A 17,706-nucleotide genomic window follows, 5' to 3' on the forward strand; every position below is an offset into this window, starting at 1 on the left:
GTTACGCTACCAACTTTTAAAACTACAACACCCGGCTACGCGCTGAAAGTTCAGCTCTAGCAGAGCTTGGATGATTCTAAACTTAAACGATCCTTCCTAGAGGTATAAAAATATGATGAAACATTTAATGAATACAGTCCTGCTGGGACTCTGTCTCGTAGGGGCTGCCCATGCGGTTGACCGCCCTAATGTGATCTTGGTGATGACCGATGATCAGGGCTATGGAGATCTTGGATGCCATGGAAACCCGGTTCTGAAGACACCCGAGATTGATAAGCTCCACGCTGAATCGATTCGCTTCACCGACTTTCATGTCAGTCCGTTCTGCACACCTAGCCGCGCCTCGCTAATGACAGGCAACCATGCTGGCCGCACAGGTGCATTCCGCACGACTGGTGGGCGCTCAGCTATGCACACCGACGAAAAGACCATCGCTCATTTGTTTGCAGATAATGGTTATGTGACAGGCATGATCGGGAAGTGGCACCTTGGTGATAACGCGCCGCACCGTCCACAAGACCGTGGCTTTCAAGATGTTGTCTGGCATCGTTGTGGTGGTATTGGTCAGGCCTCCGATTACTTGGGGAACGATTACTTTGATGATACCTACGAACGTGTTCGCCCTGGCAGCAGAGTAGGGCAGTGGGAGGATTTTGAAGGCTATTGCACCGACGTATTTTTCCGCGAAGGTATACGCTTCATTGAGGAAAATAAGGAAAAGCCCTTCTTCTTGTATCTACCACTGAATGCGCCTCATGGCCCCTATCGAGTTCCCGAAGAGTGGGCAGCACCTTACCGTGAAGACCCTGAGTGGGCACCCTTTGCGAATTTCTATGGGATGATTGCTAATATCGATTACAACATGGGTATTTTACGCGAGCGCCTTGAGCAGATGGGTCTGGCGGAAAATACGATTCTTATTTTCATGACAGACAATGGCACTGCGGCAGGCGCCAAGTTTAAGGGGCTAGAGTCGGAAGCGATCAAAGGTTACAACGCTGGAATGCGTGGCAAGAAGTCCTCGGTTTTTGAAGGCGGCATAAAGGTTCCATTTTTTATCTATTGGCCTAAAGGCGAACTCACGGGTGGCAAAGACGTGGAAACCTTAGCTGCACATATTGACGTGTTGCCGACGCTTGCAGAGCTCTGTGGTATTGAGGTTCCTGCTGGTTATGAACCAGATGGCTTGTCTGTAGTGCCTCTACTAAAGGGGCAAGCCGATGACTGGCCTCGCGATCATCTGATCGTCCAGTATCATGGTGGGTCGCATGGGCGTAGTGATTTGGATAAGGCATTTGCCGATACGACAGTTTTGACGGAGCGTTGGCGCTTGGTCAATTCGGGCAAAACTGAGCTTCATGATATCGAGGCAGATCCCGCTCAGCGTAACGATGTTTCTGCAGAGTATCCAGAGGTTGTCGCTAGTTTGAAGGCGATGTATGAGCCATTCTGGGAGTCGGTTTCGCCGCGTCTGGTGCATCCTGCAAGAATTGATTTGGGCAATCCAGATCAGAATCCCACTGAGCTTTGTTCACAGGATTGGTTTATGAAGAAGGGCTACCCGCCATATTCTCTAAACCAAATAAAAAGGCGGCCTAGAATCACTGCGCCATGGCGCGTTGATGTCAAACGGGCTGGTCGCTATGAGATCACACTACGTCAGTGGCCTGAAGTGGGGGATAAAGTATTGGTCGCAGAGCGTGCGAAAATCGAGATAGCAGGGCTTACTAAAGAAGCTCTGGTTCCAAAAGACAGCAAAGGTATAACTTTCGAGTTGGATCTACCTGCTGGTCCTACAGAACTCTGGACTTATTTATACGATAAAGCTGATAAAGCAGGTGGTGCTTATTTCACCGAGGTCAAATTCATCGAATAAGTGATTATTACCCTCAGGTGGGTTTAATGCCCCCTGAAATGCGGGAAGATTAAGAAGTAACTTTCCCTTAAATTTAAATAACACTGAAAAGAAAATGAAATTGAATAAAAATGTAATACTAATGACCGCTGCCTTAGTTTTTGCTAGTTCGACAGTGCACGCAGAAGAATCTGGAACACCTTATGACGGTAGCTGGGAGTCTTTACAACAGATGCCGGTGCCGTCTTGGTTCGACGATGGCAAGATCGGCATCTTTATTCACTGGGGGCCGTATAGTGCGATTGGCTATCGGAAAGGCGGACGCGGCTACGCGGAGCATGTGCCGAAAATGATTTATGTGCATCAAAAACACTATTTCCCTTACATGCAAAAACGCTGGGGCGCGACTCCGCCGGAGTTCGGCTACAAGGATATTATTCCTGAATTCAAAGCTGAGAATTGGGATCCAGATGCATGGGCAAAGCTGTTCCATGATGTCGGTTTCAAATACGTAGTGATGACCGCCGAGCACCATGATGGCTGGGCGAACTGGGACTCCGATCTGACCCCGTGGAACGCGATGGACATGGGGCCGAAGCGTGACCTCGTGGGCGATCTCGGCAAGGCTTTGAAAAAATACGATCTCAAGTATGCGCCTTCGTATCACCGTGAGCGTCACGCCTCGTTCTTCGCTAAGAAGCTCTATGTGGTTGATGCACAGCCGCAGGATTTGATTGCCGAGGAGATCAAACGTGTGCCTGAAGCGGCCTCGCTCTACGGGCCATTCGGTATCGATAAGGAATTTGTCGACGACTACGTGGCGCGCTGGAAGGAGATACAGACGAAGTATGAGCCAGATTTCCTTTGGATCGATGACATCCCGATCTGGACACGCGATGGGAACCAAGTGTTGAAGGGAACAGCGAAACCAGAGGTGCAGTATTTCTACGACCAATGCCGTAGTATGATTACCGACTTTATGAACGACGGAGCTAGGCGCGGTGCTGAGGTTTACCTCAATAATAAGGGAGGGAACCGCAATTGGCCAGACGGCGTGGGTTGTTTGGAAAAGGATAACCTGAAGCTCGCTGTCATCGGTCCCAAATGGGAGAGCTGCACGACCTTCGGAACCTCCTTCGGTTATCTGGATGGTGACAGCTATAAGGAGATCGACAGCGTCATCCATGAGATGATTGAGGTCATCGCCCGCAACGGAAATTTCCTAGTAAACATCGGTCCCAAAGCGGACGGCACAATCCCCGAACCGCAAATGGAACGCCTGATGGCGATGAAAGATTGGCTCACGGTCAACGGCGAAGCGATCTACGGCTCGCGCTATTGGAAAGAGAGCGGGCAGGCGAATGAACACCTCGCCTTCACCACGAACGGCACGAAACTATACGCCATTAAGCTCCAAAAACCTGAAGCGCCGTTCATTATTGACGGCACGGCTGGCTGGGTGGACGCGAACGTAAAGTCGGTCCGCTTGCTCGGATCCGATGCCGAAGTCGCCCATGAAATGACTCCGCAGGGGCTTCGTATTTCCCCACCGACTGATCTCGGAAATAGCCAGTATGCATGGTCATTCGAAATTGTGACCGACGAAGAACAACATCATCCCAACGTTGTTGAGTTAGATGCGGACAAGGCGTTGAGCGGAACGAAGAGGGTGAACCTCGACGGTGAGGATAGCGTTAAAAAGAATAAAAAGAAAAAGTAGTCCAGCAGTTGTCCGTATAGTGCTGTGGGGCGTCGTCAGACGTCCCACTTAGGATCATGTAATTTCCCAAAAATGAAAACAATATTAAGTAATAAATCAGCAGTCGTGGCGGCTTCTGCCGCGCTTTTCCTTGGTTCGCAAGCTGTCTTCGCAGATGAAGGCGCTTGGACTATCGATACTCAGCAGGAGTGGACACAGAACGTTGAAAACCAGGATGGCTTGGAGATCGCTGATGGAATGGCATCTCCTGTCGCCGAAACGGCGATATTGAAAAGTCGTCTGAAATCCTATACGGAGAAACGTCGCGCAAAGTCAGTCACTGTCAGTCAGTCATCCGTCTGGTTGAATTGGCAGCCGGTGAAGAACATCGGTCCGTCCAACCTTAAGGACGCACCGGTCTTTCTGCACATGGGCCCGGGCAACTACTGGATGTTCGGTCGCTACGGCGGGGCGGGGAAAAAGGGGCAAGGCGCCAGTTTGCCGGCGGAACTGGAAGGATTCGAAATCCCGCTCAAAACGACTGGGTATGCGAACCAATTTGACGCCCCCGGTGGACTTGAAAAATCAAAAGGCGGCTATCACGCATGGCAGAGTAAGGACATGGAGAATTGGGTGCATCACGGCCCAGTTTCCGATTATCAGGGGAAATGGCTGACCACTGCTGAAGTCGTGGACGGTAAAGTGCACTTTTACTATGACTTCCCGAATGATCAGGATCCGCATTTGATCATCGATGAAGATCTGGCCGATGGGCAGGTGGGGCAGAAGCTTGGTATGGCCTTCAAAGACCCCTCGAACGGATCGGATTGCGCCATCATTCGTGACCTCGATGGAAGCTTTCACCTGATCTACGAAGACTGGAGTCCGATCGACGCGAGCAAGCATGCTTGGGACTCGCCTCTGGCTGGCCATGCGGTGAGCAAGGACGGCAAGGGAGATTTCAATATTGTCGATCCCGCAGTGGACGAGCGCACTGAACCGACCGGAGAATTTGCGAAGCATGTGCATCCGCATTGGCACAAAGAAGACCCTGAAAATTATCCAGCGGAAACTGTTACCAAAGAACATGCCACTCACGGTATGAAGGCTGGTGGAAGTGCTGCGTTTGCAAGATACGAGATCCATGAGCCGGCACAAGATGCCTATGGGGATTGGGCGGCCATTTCAATCGGTGGTCAGTATTATCTGTTCTGTGACTTTGATCCCTCCAAGGCTCATGGCGATAAGAAAGCAATGAGCGTCGCGTGGTTCACTGCATCGAGTATCGACGAGCAATTCACATTTTGTGGTAATCTCGGTTCAGGCCACCCTGATCCGGATGTCATTTTTGCCGAGGGGCAGTTCTATCTGGCGACGCAAATGAAAACCGACTACGTGAGTTCCGGCCCGTGGGTGGACGGCGTGGAGTTACGTGTCGGAGTGGATACGAACCAGGACGGATCTGCCGATCACTGGAGCGACTGGCAGGAAGTAAAAGAGTCCTACGATTACATCCAAGGGTTTGCCAAACAAGTTTCGAGAATCCCCGCTTCGCTGGATCTGAGCGAGCTTCCGGAGGGATATGGATTCCAGCTCGAAGTGAAACTCACCGACACCACCGAGAACGAGTCTAAACCGATTCTGGATACAATCGACATGACCTTTGAGTAGGAGTGATGGACGATGCGGCATTATTGAGGGAATACGAATGAAAATAAAGCTATTTTTCATCGCCTATTTGTTGACGGTCTCTGTGCAGGCTTTTGCTACAGAAAACTCGGGGAGAACCAGCTATTTTTGGTTAACCCTGAACGCCGAAGCCGGAGGGACATCAACGAATGTGGAGGATGTCGTTATGAATAACGGTTACCGCATTGTGGATCGTGGTTCACCCGAGTTGAGCTGTTCTCGCGCAAAAGAGGGTGAAAGCTATGTTTACCGTGTGACTTGGCAGGGGAATCATTTTAAAAATAGCCCGAGTGCGGACACCCTGGCTTTTGATATCAAAGTGGAGGCTTTTGACGGAACCTCTTTTAATCTAGAAGAGGATGGTAAGCATGCTTCAGTGATAGCTCTTGGAGCACCCGCCAGTGTGGAGCTGACAAATGGTGCCCTGAGTGTCGCTGGAGGCAGTGGGATTAACAAAGGACAGACACTGCGAGTCACATTGGGAAATGTGACCTTAAACGGGAAGGACATAGATGATGAGGTCGGACTGAACTATACAGTGGATGGCTTTATTCATATGGGCCTAGCAGCGGTCAATGGAGGGTCTTTTCATAAATACATTACCGGACATGGAAATGGGCGAGGCATTCACTTTGTAAAAAGGAATGAGGAGGCATTTAGAATCGGTATCGGCCAGACTCCACTCTATGTCACTGGAGCAGGGAGCAAAGTTGCAAATAAGGGGTGCGGCCTTTCCAGTATTACTGTGAAGTTCAGAGTTACGGATCCATCGCTTAAAACGGAAGATCCGAATGACTTTTTCGCAGATCTTCCTTCTGGTCCATATTATCCAGCGGATGCTTATCCCGCTACGCCAGAATCAAAAGTCGAAAAGGATTATCCTGTGTTTTCTTGGGAACTCATTCCTCGTTGTATCATCTATAGAAATGCGTTTACATATGAGGAATCGGAGATCAATGAGATCGCTGATAATTACCCTCTGATCATGATGGAAAAGGCAAATTTTTCAGGGTTCCCCACCATGAAGGAGGGGATGATTAATACAGCCACCCGGTTGAAGCAAAGAAACCCATCCATCAAAACTCTTTTTTATTGGAACAGTTCAATATTCTATGGTGATTATGGGGTCATCCCCGGTTTCAATCGCGATGAATGGTTTAGTGGTAATTTGGTTCGAGGCAAAGTTCCGGGCTATAATTTTGAGAACACTGAATTCATTGCATGGTATAAGAAAACGATTATGACGATGCTTGAGAGCCCGGCCATTGATGGGGTTTTCTTTGATAAAATAGGAATGCCCAACTGGGAGATCATTACCGACACCCCTAAAGGAAAGGTCTGCACCGAAGTGTTTCATGAGGCTCCAGATAAACTGATGTTTGCCAATGGGCTGCGCCCCTCAAAAGATGGATGCAATCGCATACACATGAATATATTGCACGGTTCCTACCTGGAAAGTTGGTTTAAGCCGCGCAGTAACGCGAGTCCGTATGAGAGAGGTGTGATTGATTCTTATGCGACGACCATTGCATTGATCCAAGAAGCTGCAGCGAAAAGGAAAATGATTATCCTGAGAAGCGGATCTCATCAGGAAACAATGAAGATTATTTCCGTTGAGGGGCAGAAGCGATCAATGGAAGACCACGTTGATTTTAAACTGGGCATCTTCCTTGCCGGGGCGGGGGAATATTCTTATTTTATGTATCAGGATTCGGTCGCGGGAAAAGATCCTCAACACATTTGGTCGCCGAGCTATATTGATCAATTCCAGCGCCCTTTGGGAGCGCCGAATGGGGAGGCCATTCGAGACGGCTTTAACTACTCCCGATCATTTAAGCATGCGGATCTCTGGCTCGATCTCGTTGCAGAAGAATCCCAGTTGTTGTGGAAGAACACGATCGGTTCTCCCCAAATTGAGGGGGATGCGCTTAGTCAAACAGACGGTTCCTATATCTTAAAAGGCAGCGGGGTCATTGGGGCAAACGGAAACACTGACCAATGCTTCTCGCTATCGGATGCCCATTATGGAAATGGAGATCTGATTGCACGCGTCGATACTGTCTCTGGGGCAAACGCATTTTCGATGGCTGGGGTGATGTTTCGAGAGTCTCTAAACGCAGATGCTAAAAATGTAGCTGTTTGGGTCCGCCCAGATGCGACTGTTTACATGTCGACTCGATCACAAGACAATGGCGGCACTGTCAGTGTCAAAGCCCCAAAGAACGCAAGCTCGCGACCTGTCTGGGTCAAGCTGACGCGCGCCGGGGACGAGTTTACCAGTTTTTTCTCTGCGGACGGCCAAGCATGGCATGAGATTGGAACCGAGACGATTACAATGACCGATAAAATAGAGGGTGGGCTGGTGGTCGCTTCTCAGGACAACGCGACGTTTGCACTGGCACAGATCGGTAGCTTCACCCGCAACGAAGAATCCGTTCAACATGAAATGGTGCCACCTCGACCCACAAAGAAATAAGCGCCTCAACTTTTGCTTTGGATCGCCTGTCACGTTCGCATGAGCGATGACTTCTCAGCAGCCTTGGTGGGCTTATTGCTATGGTTCCTTCAGCCCCGCTAGTATTGCGGCAGGCCTGGCTCTATCCTGCATACGTAGGATGTAATAAATCGTATATATGATTTATTGTAAATCGATTGGGATCGCTGCAAGGTATGATTTTTAAATGTAAATCGTATTCTAGGCGAATCCACTTCCTCACTGCCGAGGGTGTCGGATTCTCGCAATTTATTCCTAACAAATCGCATCCTTGGCAATCCCCCCCAGCGACTTGACTTTTATTCATTCTCCTAGCGCTAAAACTAATACAAAAATATGAAAAGATACACATCATCATGCATCCTCGTCTCACTTCTTGCGTGTGTGGCCTCGAATGCTGCAATCGTTGCCAACGGCGACTTCGAAACGGCAGTTTCGACGAGTGGCACAGGCCCTGGGACTACTTTCTTTTACTTGGATGAGTCCACTGGTAATATTCAGAAAAACGACGATGGTTCAGTTTTAGATTCTGACACAGACGTGGACGAATGGGTCCAGCAGGTTTTAGCCAGTGTGCCTGATTACAGCGCGACCGGCGGAAACGGTGGTGGTGGCGGTTTTGTTATGGATCCGGCGACTAATCTCAATAACAAACCTCGTGCGATCATGCAGTTTGTCGATGATGGTAAAGCGACCACAGGAGTCGTCTCGATCACGCTTGATTTTAAGTTTAATCTAACAGGCACTGGGATGTTTGGTAATATCGAATTGTATGGCTGGAATGATGGCCAAACTGGTCCCGAGCTCAGCGCTGGTGGCCCGAACGCCAATGATCCGACTTATAATGTAACGAATCTGGGCGATGCAACTAATCTGTTGGGTGGGACAGGCGTGCAGATTGCCGCAAGCAGCTTCACGGCTGATGAATGGGGGACTGCGACGATCGCAAGTTCGCTGGATCTAGGCACCGGCTACGACTTCTACGCTTGGCGCGTGGGTATAGTGGGAGCAGATGGTCCGAACGATCTAGCTTCGTTCGATAATCTTATTGTTATTCCAGAGCCCGGCGCGTTCGCTTTGATCGCTGGCTTGTTGGGCCTCAGCTTTGTGATGCTGCGCCGTCGCTAGAAAAAAGTAAACGGCTCGTCTGTCGTTGAAAGACAAAAGCCTTCGGAACTGAAACTCCGAGGGCTTTTTCGTCTGTGAAGTCGCTTAGGCACCTGAATCGTATCCGCGCGGGCGTCACCAAATGATCATCGATTCGACCGCGAATCGGGTGCGTTTTTACGATCTGCCAGCCGATCCCTTCAATCATTGTATGAACCTAACAAAATGAGTTGAACCGTTAATAAACGATGAACGACCTTATGAAACAAAACTTAGCAATTCGTATGAAAGTCTTCACTTCGATCGTGAGTCTTTGCTTGGCTTCCGCCGCTAGTAACGCTTCGGAGAGTAAACCCAATGTGCTCTTGATCTATGCCGATGACATGGGATATGGCGAGATTCAGCGATTCCACCCAGAGGCGTCAAAGGTGCCGACACCACACTTGAACCAATTGTGCGACGAGGGGATCATGTTTACCGATGCGCACACCAGTTCATCTGTATGCACTCCTTCACGCTACGCATTGCTAACCGGCCGGTATAACTGGCGTTCAAAACATCAGTCTGGTGTCACGACGGGCGGCAAGCCGTGCTTGATTACGGAGGATCGAATGACGCTGGCCTCGCTCTTCAAAGAGCAGGGGTATGAGACCTTCATGTTCGGAAAGTGGCATCTGGACTTTCAGTATCAGGTTCCTAAAGGATCCAAAGCACCGAAAGGTAAAAAGAACGTCTGGAACTATGGCAGCCCCATTGGCACGACGATTCTCGATGGCCCTGTTACCAGAGGGTTTGATTATTACCTCGGGTTTCACCATTCCCGCACGATGAGTAGCCTGATCGAAAACGATAAGGTCGTCGAGTATGTCAGCTGTGTGGATACAATGGGGCGATTGACCGATGCGGTGGTGAAGACTCTCAATACCTATGCGAAAGAATCCCCGGATCAACCGTTCTTTATCTATTATCCGATGAATTCTCCTCATGCTCCGGTCGCTCCGCGTGAGGACTGGAAAGGCCGTGGCGGGATCGACGATCCTTATGCTGAGTTTGTTGCACAAACCGATGATGCGGTCGGGCAGGTCTTACAGGCTTTGGAAGAAAATGGGCTCAGCGATACTACCATCGTGCTTTTTGGCACGGACAACGGCTGCCACCAAAAACCAGAGAAGTTCCTTAAATACGGCCATTCTGTTTCAGGGCCTTTACGGGATATGAAAGCGAGTATTCACGATGGCGGCCACCGCATTCCCTTTATCGTGCGCTGGCCGCACATAATCGAAGCCGGAATGCAGAGCGATCAACTGATTTGTATGACGGATGTTTTTGCGACCTTCGCGGAGTATTTTGCATTCGATGTCTCGGATAATACCGCGGAGGACAGCATTAGTTTTCTTTCGACTCTGCAGGGCGCTGATTCGAATGTGTCGCGCGAGACCATCATTCATCATGATGCTAGAGGCCGCTTTGCGATCCGTGATGGTGACTGGAAGCTGATTTTACGGGCGGATGATAAGGTGGAAAATGCTGCCGGGCAGGAAGGCGAAGTTCAGTTGTATAATATGGCAGAGGATATCAAGGAGACTGATAATTTGGCTAATGAGCATCCAGAGAAAGTGGAAACCCTCCTCGCCCTGCTGGAAAAACAGGTCGCTGATGGAAGGACTGCCCCAGGCGCACTGCAGTCCAACGATGCGACTGTTGATATTTGGAAGAAGAGTGCAGGAAAGAAGATGAGTGAGAAAAAACAGAAATAGCACGATGACAGCATAAAAACTCTCTGTAGTCACGAGCCTGCCTGTTTCCTCGCTCTTTGTCAGGTCGTCCCGAAGCCGACGGGCGATCCTAGTGCGGGCCGAGCGGCCTAGTGATTCATCCATTAGACCTTTTCCCCACTTTTCAAGTCAGTGAGGTCGAAAACAGGAGAACGTCCAACGTCCAACTTTGAACGTTCAATCGTGAATGCAATAAGTGGAGGTGAGGTCATTCGATGCTCGAAGTTGGACGTTCAACGGCCAGTGTGCCTGATTACAGCGCGACCGGCGGAAACGGTGGTGGTGGCGGTTTTGTTATGGATCCGGCGACTAATCTCAATAACAAACCTCGTGCGATCATGCAGTTTGTCGATGATGGTAAAGCGACCACAGGAGTCGTCTCGATCACGCTTGATTTTAAGTTTAATCTAACAGGCACTGGGATGTTTGGTAATATCGAATTGTATGGCTGGAATGATGGCCAAACTGGTCCCGAGCTCAGCGCTGGTGGCCCGAACGCCAATGATCCGACTTATAATGTAACGAATCTGGGCGATGCAACTAATCTGTTGGGTGGGACAGGCGTGCAGATTGCCGCAAGCAGCTTCACGGCTGATGAATGGGGGACTGCGACGATCGCAAGTTCGCTGGATCTAGGCACCGGCTACGACTTCTACGCTTGGCGCGTGGGTATTGTGGGAGCAGATGGTCCGAACGATCTACCTTCGTTCGATAATCTTAGTGTTATTCCAGAGCCCGGCGCGTTCGCTTTGATCGCTGGCTTGTTGGGCCTCAGCTTTGTGATGGTGCGTCGCCGGTAGGGGAAGTAAAGCAATTCTGGATTTTATACTAAAGTCCTCAGGCAATTTGCCTGAGGGCTTTTAGGAAATGGTATGGTAAGCACTACCTAAACATTTGAATCTCTGTTACAGTCACAATGCTGGGCTATAGCCTCTTTCGCCTAATTGCTAGAGTGATGCCTGATCCGGAAAAATAGTTTCGCTGCATCGTCATCATTGCCTGAAGTGGTCGTCGCATGCAGTGCGATGTCATCGAACCGAACGCCATAGTTTTCGGCAGAACTATTGTAGAGGTAGTAGGTGAACGTGACTTCTTGATTACTATTAAAATCAGGAAAGTCGACAGTCACTTCTGAAACGTTGCTGTTGCCTGGATTTGGCGAGTAATCGATGAGTATGTCTTGTTCGCTCCCGGCTCCGATGCGATAGGTGATATCGATTTTCGCCGATGTTGAAAACTGGTTGGCGAAGAATACCAGCTTCTCGTAGGTGGTGTCTCCTGTCGCTGTGATCGAGAATGAGAACGTGTCACCTGCGGTGATCGCTGCGCTTCGGCTGGTTTCGGTGCAGCCGCCAAGGTTCAAGCCATTGTTGCCAGAGATCGAGGGGGAAAATAGCGAATGATTGATGATTCTAGAGTTGGTTCCGCCGCCAGTGAGGCCGCCTGCTTGGCTGAGGCGGGAGGCACTCGTCGTGGTGTTGGAGTCGGGCGAATCGTAAGAGGCCGTATCGAAATTCCCTCCGATCTCTCCCTCCAATCCATAGAAGGCGATGACTCCGGTCGGAAGGATGACGGAGGGCTGGCCTGTCCAGGTGCCTAATTCATTCGTCGCGGTGACTGATGCGAGCTCAACCCAGCTATCGGGCTCTAGCGTGTATGAGCGTTCCACACTGTAGGTTTCACCCGGTTTTGCCAACCATTCGAGGGTGTAGGTGTCTCCGCTCTGGTTGACGGCTGAATAAATTTTGAAAAAGCTGCTGCTGTCAATTGGGCTGGATCCGAGTCGGGCTTCGAGGCCGTCTTCGAAGCCATCGTTATCGCTGTCTGCATTGTTTGGATCAGTTTCGTAGCTCGCTTCCTCGCTAGTTAGAAGCCCGTCTCGGTCGACATCATTCGCCTCTAGGGCCAGCATTTGTATGGCGCAGGCTTTGCCTATTGCAATCTGGCCTGCGGCGTCAAAATGAACGGCTCCAGTATAAGTGGAAAACCCGTCGCTATTCGCGAAGGCTGCTTGGCGCACGGTTGCGGCTACGGTTTCCTGTGCTAGGCGCACAGTATAGGGACCTGAGCCCTCGGTCGTGATGTTGGAGTATTGGCTATCGGATAGGCCGCTGATGATAAAGGGCAGGGCGAAGGCGCTGGTCTCTGAACTACCGAGATCTGAACGAACTCGCTGTATCAGGTTCGTCAGATTGCCCTCGTAGGCCCCGGCAGCCGATCCACCGGTGTCGTGCTCGCCTTGCAGCCATAGCATCCCACCCAATTCGTAAGTGTGGCCGGCCTCGGTCAGTGCCAAGAGACCCGTCTGAACCGTCGCCACAAAAGTGGCGTAATTACTCCCTGAGGCTGACCAGTCACTGCGGAGGTTCGTCCCGCCATGTGTATACTTTATAATAGCGATGTTGGCCGATGGATTGGCGTCGGCCATGTCGCGCCCAAAAGAGAGTTCGCAGCCAAATTCAACCTCATTACCCGAGGGGTTGTTGACACCGTGGCCGGAACCTACCTGTAGATCGAGCCAGGTATCTTGGGTAAGGTTGCCATTTGCAGTATCTTGAGTCTTGTGCCAGTAGAAGCGCACGTCGGTCTGCGGAGCGGCCAATTCGTAGGCACTTAGTGGTGCAGTCGACAGCTCTGCGGCATCGCCACGTCCGTTACCGTTCGACTGCCCTCCGAGCAGGTAAACGCGATAATGAGCTGCCTGCACCGATAAACTGAGTGCGACTAGTAGAAGAAGGATTTTTGGGGTAATTTTCATGCTGTGGTTGGGGTGTCAATTCATCCCCTCTTGGTGAAGACAGTGAGGTTATCCTAAACGACTCACAACTAATTATACATATGATCAGCTGCATCCTGCGTATGGAGGGTGTAGTGAGTCATATATATGATTTGTTGCCTAGGATGTTGGATAATCGCAATTTATATAAATCTAAATCGCAGTATCGGCAATTCGCTCTTTCGCTGCTTTATTGATTTTCACAAATCCTAACTACATTAAACCTAACACAAAAAAGTATGAAAAAACACACATCACTCGTTCTTCTCACCTCACCGTTGTTCCCGAGCCTGGCACCTTCGCACTGCTCGCAGGGCTGACTGGTCTGGTATCTGTGATGCTTCGTCGACGCCGTTAGTCTTCGATTGAAGCAGTGACTCATATTGCTTGAAACAGTGGGGCGGATCGATGATCCGCCCCGCTTTGCGCATGGGGCAATTGTCCGATTTCTTCTAAATCCTGATGGCGAGACATATAATAATGAAAACAGGCAGCTGGCACTATCTTCTCATCTCATTCGTCACGTGTGTCTCTTCGAATGCCGCAATTGTTGGCAACGGGCGCTTCGATACGGCACCATCTACGTATCGACAAAACTCGGCTTCGGTCGGTTACTATTTGAATGCAGCCTCTGGGGATATTATTTGCGGAGGTCAATATCCATTTGAAAGGACTTTCGATACTAAGATAAACATAAACCAGTGGTTGATCACTCGAAACATCCAATCGCCTCAGTATGATGCAACTGGCGGCAACGTCGGTGGCGGCATGGTGATGCGTCCGGACGATGTATTGAAAAATAGACCGCGCGCGATTCTGCAATTTGCTCAAGATGACAAGACCACGACAGGAATCGTTAACTTCTCGATTGATTTCAAATTTAACCATACAGACACCGGAATGGTCGGCAATGTCGAGCTGTATGGTTGGAATGCGGGTGAGACTGGTCCGATACTCTCAATCGGTGGTTCAACTGCCAACTCTGCGGATTTTAATGTAACCGTCGCGGGAAGCGCGGTGAACCTGTTGGGGGAAACGGGTGTGAAGATTCACGCCACCGATTTTTCGGCTGACACCTGGAAGACTGTGACCATCGAAGGGGTGGACCTCGGCACGGGCTTCGATTTCTTCGCATGGCGCTTGGGTGTTGTCGGAGCTGATGATGGCGACATCGCTTCGTTCGATAATCTCGTGGACATTCCAGAGCCTGAAACGTTCACACTACTCTTTGGGCTCACTGGTCTGGTGTTGATTTTTATTCGCCGCCGCCAGTAGCCGATAAACACAATCTTTAAGGTTTTATGATAACTAATATTAAAAAAGGGTGCTTCGTGACTGTTGTTTTTGTTGCGTGGGCTGCGGTCGCTTCGAGTCAGACGACTTTGATCGATGCGACGTTTAACGATACGGACGACGGTCTGCTTGAAAGCTTCAGTAGTCTAGACAATGGCGCTGGGAATCCGGCTTGGGTTCAAGCCACTGGCGAGGCCTCGATGTCGGTCGATGACCCATCTGTTGGGACGCTGGGTGCGGTCAGTGATGGTTCATTTGATGGAACTATTTTACAATCCGATAGCTCGGTAGCGATTACTTTTGTCGTCGAATCGATTACCGATCCGGATGACGGCCCAACGAATAATGGGCACTGGCTGGGTCTACAAGGCAACGATAGTGAGCTCTGGAACAATTCGGAAGATGCCAGTGGCAACGATGCGTGGGCTGTCGGGGTTCGATTCTTGAGTGGTAACGTGGATTTCGTATACGACAAAGTCGGAGGGAACGAAGTGAGCATCGCTTCTCTGGGAACGTATACAGTGGCGAGCTTACAGGATGGTTACACCGCAGCGCTCACGCTTGATGAGGATGGTTGGGATATCTCTATTACTGGGATTATTACTAGCACGAGAGGCACAGGTTCTTGGCCAGCAGGGTTTGATTACTCCAACTTACAAGTGGATGACGCCGTCTATGCGGCTATGACGTATCAACAATCAGAGGAAGCAGGCACGATTGTCGATTTACAATCGATCTTAGTGGTCGGGGACAATTTATCATTACCAGTCGATCCGAATGCTGATTCGGATGGCGATGATATGATCAATGCCTACGAAAGCGCGAATGGCCTAGATCCTAATGACGCTTCAGACCGAAACACGGATTTAGACGAGGATGGCCTGACGAATTATGAAGAATTCCTGCTCGGCACTGCCGCAAATTTAATGGATACGGACAACGATGGCTTGAGTGATTACGCCGAGGTCAACCAGCACTTCACCGACCCTCTAGACGCAGATTCTGACGATGACTTTCTGAATGATTCTGATGAGTTACTGATTTTTAGAACCGATCCGAATCTACAGGATAGTGATTTGGACGGATTCGATGATGGTGCCGAGCTTGCTACGCTTTCGAATCCGCGTGATCTTTCGATTACTCCGACAGGGCAAGATAGTGACGAGGATGGGCTCTTAGATAACTTAGAAATAGAAGCTTTCGGCACCCTCGATAGTGACGGATTGGCTGACAATGACGGCGACCTCTTTCCGAACATTGTGGAGCAGGCTTTTGGTAGCTTACTCAATGATGCAGCATCGATACCGCAGCTCAATCTGGATGCTGGGTTGGAATTGACCTTCAAGCGCCATCTGATTGCAGGTGTCGGTTATGAGCTCTTAGTTTCCGAGGACTTGAAGACGTGGCAATCCTACCTAGGCTACCTTCTAGAAAATGCATCGTCTTCGGCGGGTGCAAATCATGAGGAAGCATCATACGATTTACTGGGCGATGCGGATCAACTATTTGTCAAAGCCAGTTCACGAACGGAGATTGTCAGTCGGCCCAATATCATTGTGATCTACACCGACGATCAGGGCTTCGGCGACATGGGAGCGAACAATCCTAATTGTAAATTCCCGACACCAGCACTGGACCAACTGGCGGCACAGGGGATTAATTTTACAGATGGCCATACCGCGGACACCGTCTGCACGCCCTCGCGTTATGCATTGTTGACGGGTCGCTACCCTTGGCGGACGAGCAGGAAGTCAGGTGTGCTCGGCGCGGATGCGAAGCCCATGATTGACAACGATAGGGCAACGCTGGCCTCCTTCTTGCGTGATCATGGCTACGCAACTGCGATGATCGGTAAGTGGCACCTCGGCATGGATATCCCTGGATCGAACGGCAACCGAACGTTCACGAGCCCGATCACTGACTTACCACTCGACAAGGGATTTGACTACTTCTACGGGATTCCCGCTTCCATGAATTTTGGTTATCTGGCTTGGATCGAAGGGCGCTTTACCGAAGTTAATCCGACTCTCAGGACCAGCAAAAAGAATAACACGCTTCCAGGCTCGTTCAATGACTATCGAATTACACCTCCGTATTCTGAAACGACGGGCGGGCTCGAAGTCGCTCCTGATTTTGACGACGTTTTATGCCTAACTCGTTTTACCGATAAGGCGATCGAGTGGATGAGGCAGCAAGTTCCCGAAGCTCGTGGCGGAAAGCCGTTTTTTGTCTACATTCCTTATACCTCATCTCATAAGCCCGTTTGCCCTCGCGATGATTTTCTCGGGCTGAGTGATGCGGGTGCATACGGTGATTTTATGATGGAGACGGATTATCATGTCGGAAACATCCTGAAGTTCCTTGATGAGAGTGGCCTCGCCAATAATACGATGGTGATCTTCTCCAGTGACAATGGTCCCGAGACCAACTATGCGGCGCGAGATAACGCTTACGGGCATGATAGTGCTGGGATCTATCGGGGAGGTAAGCGCGACGTGTATGAAGGCGGGCACCGCGTTCCCTTTGTGGTTCGCTGGCCGGCAGGTATTGCTGCTGATGGTCGTGTTTGGGATAAGCCCGTTTGCCAGACTGATTTACTCGCCACTTTTGCTGACATAATCGGTGTGACATTGGCAGACGATGAAGGCGAAGACAGCGTGAGCTTCTATGATGTGTTACGCGACGATTCTGCGAGCCCAATACGTCTGCCTATGATTGTTCGTGGCGAAACCGGCAGTCGCTATGCACTACGTGATGGTGATTGGAAGTTAATCATGCCGTCCTCCAGTGTGACGAGCTATGAACTCTATAATTTAGCGAATGATCCCACGGAATCGAATGATTTGTCAGGATCCACGGACCAGTCGATTATCGACCGTATTGCCGCAATGGAGGCCAGTATTACTGAAATCATTGTAAGTGGCCGCACCACGCCTGGCGCGGATGTTGGCAACGACACAGGGTTATGGAATGATCTTGTGTGGATTCCTTAGTCTTAGCTTATCACATCATACATAT

Annotated in this window: 10 protein-coding genes; 9 read left to right on the forward strand and 1 reads right to left on the reverse strand. The window is 50.2% G+C overall.

What is annotated here, in order from left to right; translation table 11 throughout:
• The first annotated feature begins 112 nt into the window (after window positions 1-112).
• From GZZ87_RS13175 to GZZ87_RS13205, 7 genes are all read left to right on the forward strand, one after another.
• Complete coding sequence (locus tag GZZ87_RS13175; protein WP_162024899.1) at window positions 113-1,876, forward strand: arylsulfatase; 1,764 nt, start codon at window positions 113-115, stop codon at window positions 1,874-1,876.
• 94 nt (window positions 1,877-1,970) lie between these two features.
• Entirely contained in the window at window positions 1,971-3,575 is a 1,605-nt protein-coding gene (locus GZZ87_RS13180; RefSeq protein ID WP_162024898.1) for an alpha-L-fucosidase, read from the forward strand.
• Between the two features lie 72 nt (window positions 3,576-3,647).
• Window positions 3,648-5,225, forward strand: a complete 1,578-nt coding sequence (locus GZZ87_RS13185; RefSeq protein ID WP_244648086.1) for a hypothetical protein — start codon at window positions 3,648-3,650, stop codon at window positions 5,223-5,225.
• Window positions 5,226-5,262: 37 nt separating this feature from the next.
• Complete coding sequence (locus GZZ87_RS13190) at window positions 5,263-7,719, forward strand: putative glycoside hydrolase (RefSeq protein WP_162024897.1); 2,457 nt, start codon at window positions 5,263-5,265, stop codon at window positions 7,717-7,719.
• Between the two features lie 354 nt (window positions 7,720-8,073).
• Entirely contained in the window at window positions 8,074-8,865 is a 792-nt protein-coding gene (locus tag GZZ87_RS13195) for a hypothetical protein (RefSeq protein ID WP_162071455.1), read from the forward strand.
• Window positions 8,866-9,104: 239 nt separating this feature from the next.
• Window positions 9,105-10,601 (forward strand): arylsulfatase, encoded by a 1,497-nt coding sequence (locus GZZ87_RS13200; RefSeq protein WP_162028362.1) that lies wholly within the window; start codon window positions 9,105-9,107, stop codon window positions 10,599-10,601.
• Window positions 10,602-10,834: 233 nt separating this feature from the next.
• Entirely contained in the window at window positions 10,835-11,419 is a 585-nt protein-coding gene (locus GZZ87_RS13205; RefSeq protein ID WP_162071456.1) for a hypothetical protein, read from the forward strand.
• 140 nt (window positions 11,420-11,559) lie between these two features.
• Here the strand turns inward: GZZ87_RS13205 and GZZ87_RS13210 are convergent, their stop codons facing one another.
• Entirely contained in the window at window positions 11,560-13,377 is a 1,818-nt protein-coding gene (locus GZZ87_RS13210) for a sialate O-acetylesterase (protein WP_162028225.1), read from the reverse strand.
• A 498-nt stretch (window positions 13,378-13,875) separates the two neighbouring features.
• Here GZZ87_RS13210 and GZZ87_RS13220 point away from each other — a divergent pair, with 498 nt between their 5' ends.
• Together GZZ87_RS13220 and GZZ87_RS13225 are read left to right on the forward strand one after the other, a co-directional pair.
• Window positions 13,876-14,670: a PEP-CTERM sorting domain-containing protein gene (locus GZZ87_RS13220; protein WP_162028223.1), complete on the forward strand. Its 795-nt coding sequence runs from the start codon at window positions 13,876-13,878 to the stop codon at window positions 14,668-14,670.
• Between the two features lie 26 nt (window positions 14,671-14,696).
• Window positions 14,697-17,681: an arylsulfatase gene (locus GZZ87_RS13225; protein ID WP_244648186.1), complete on the forward strand. Its 2,985-nt coding sequence runs from the start codon at window positions 14,697-14,699 to the stop codon at window positions 17,679-17,681.
• Window positions 17,682-17,706: the final 25 nt, after the last annotated feature.

It is taken from the genome of Lentimonas sp. CC4 (genome assembly GCF_902728235.1).
Lineage (GTDB): Bacteria > Verrucomicrobiota > Verrucomicrobiia > Opitutales > Coraliomargaritaceae > Lentimonas.

Bases quoted from the DNA above. Each gene is read 5' to 3' on its own strand.
- GZZ87_RS13180 (WP_162024898.1), top strand. From the start codon at position 1,971: ATGAAATTGAATAAAAATGTAATACTAATGACCGCTGCCTTAGTTTTT.
- GZZ87_RS13210 (WP_162028225.1), bottom strand. From the start codon at position 13,377: ATGAAAATTACCCCAAAAATCCTTCTTCTACTAGTCGCACTCAGTTTA.
- GZZ87_RS13220 (WP_162028223.1), top strand. From the start codon at position 13,876: ATGAAAACAGGCAGCTGGCACTATCTTCTCATCTCATTCGTCACGTGT.
- GZZ87_RS13225 (WP_244648186.1), top strand. From the start codon at position 14,697: ATGATAACTAATATTAAAAAAGGGTGCTTCGTGACTGTTGTTTTTGTT.
- GZZ87_RS13175 (WP_162024899.1), top strand. From the start codon at position 113: ATGATGAAACATTTAATGAATACAGTCCTGCTGGGACTCTGTCTCGTA.
- GZZ87_RS13205 (WP_162071456.1), top strand. From the start codon at position 10,835: ATGCTCGAAGTTGGACGTTCAACGGCCAGTGTGCCTGATTACAGCGCG.
- GZZ87_RS13195 (WP_162071455.1), top strand. From the start codon at position 8,074: ATGAAAAGATACACATCATCATGCATCCTCGTCTCACTTCTTGCGTGT.
- GZZ87_RS13190 (WP_162024897.1), top strand. From the start codon at position 5,263: ATGAAAATAAAGCTATTTTTCATCGCCTATTTGTTGACGGTCTCTGTG.
- GZZ87_RS13200 (WP_162028362.1), top strand. From the start codon at position 9,105: ATGAAACAAAACTTAGCAATTCGTATGAAAGTCTTCACTTCGATCGTG.
- GZZ87_RS13185 (WP_244648086.1), top strand. From the start codon at position 3,648: ATGAAAACAATATTAAGTAATAAATCAGCAGTCGTGGCGGCTTCTGCC.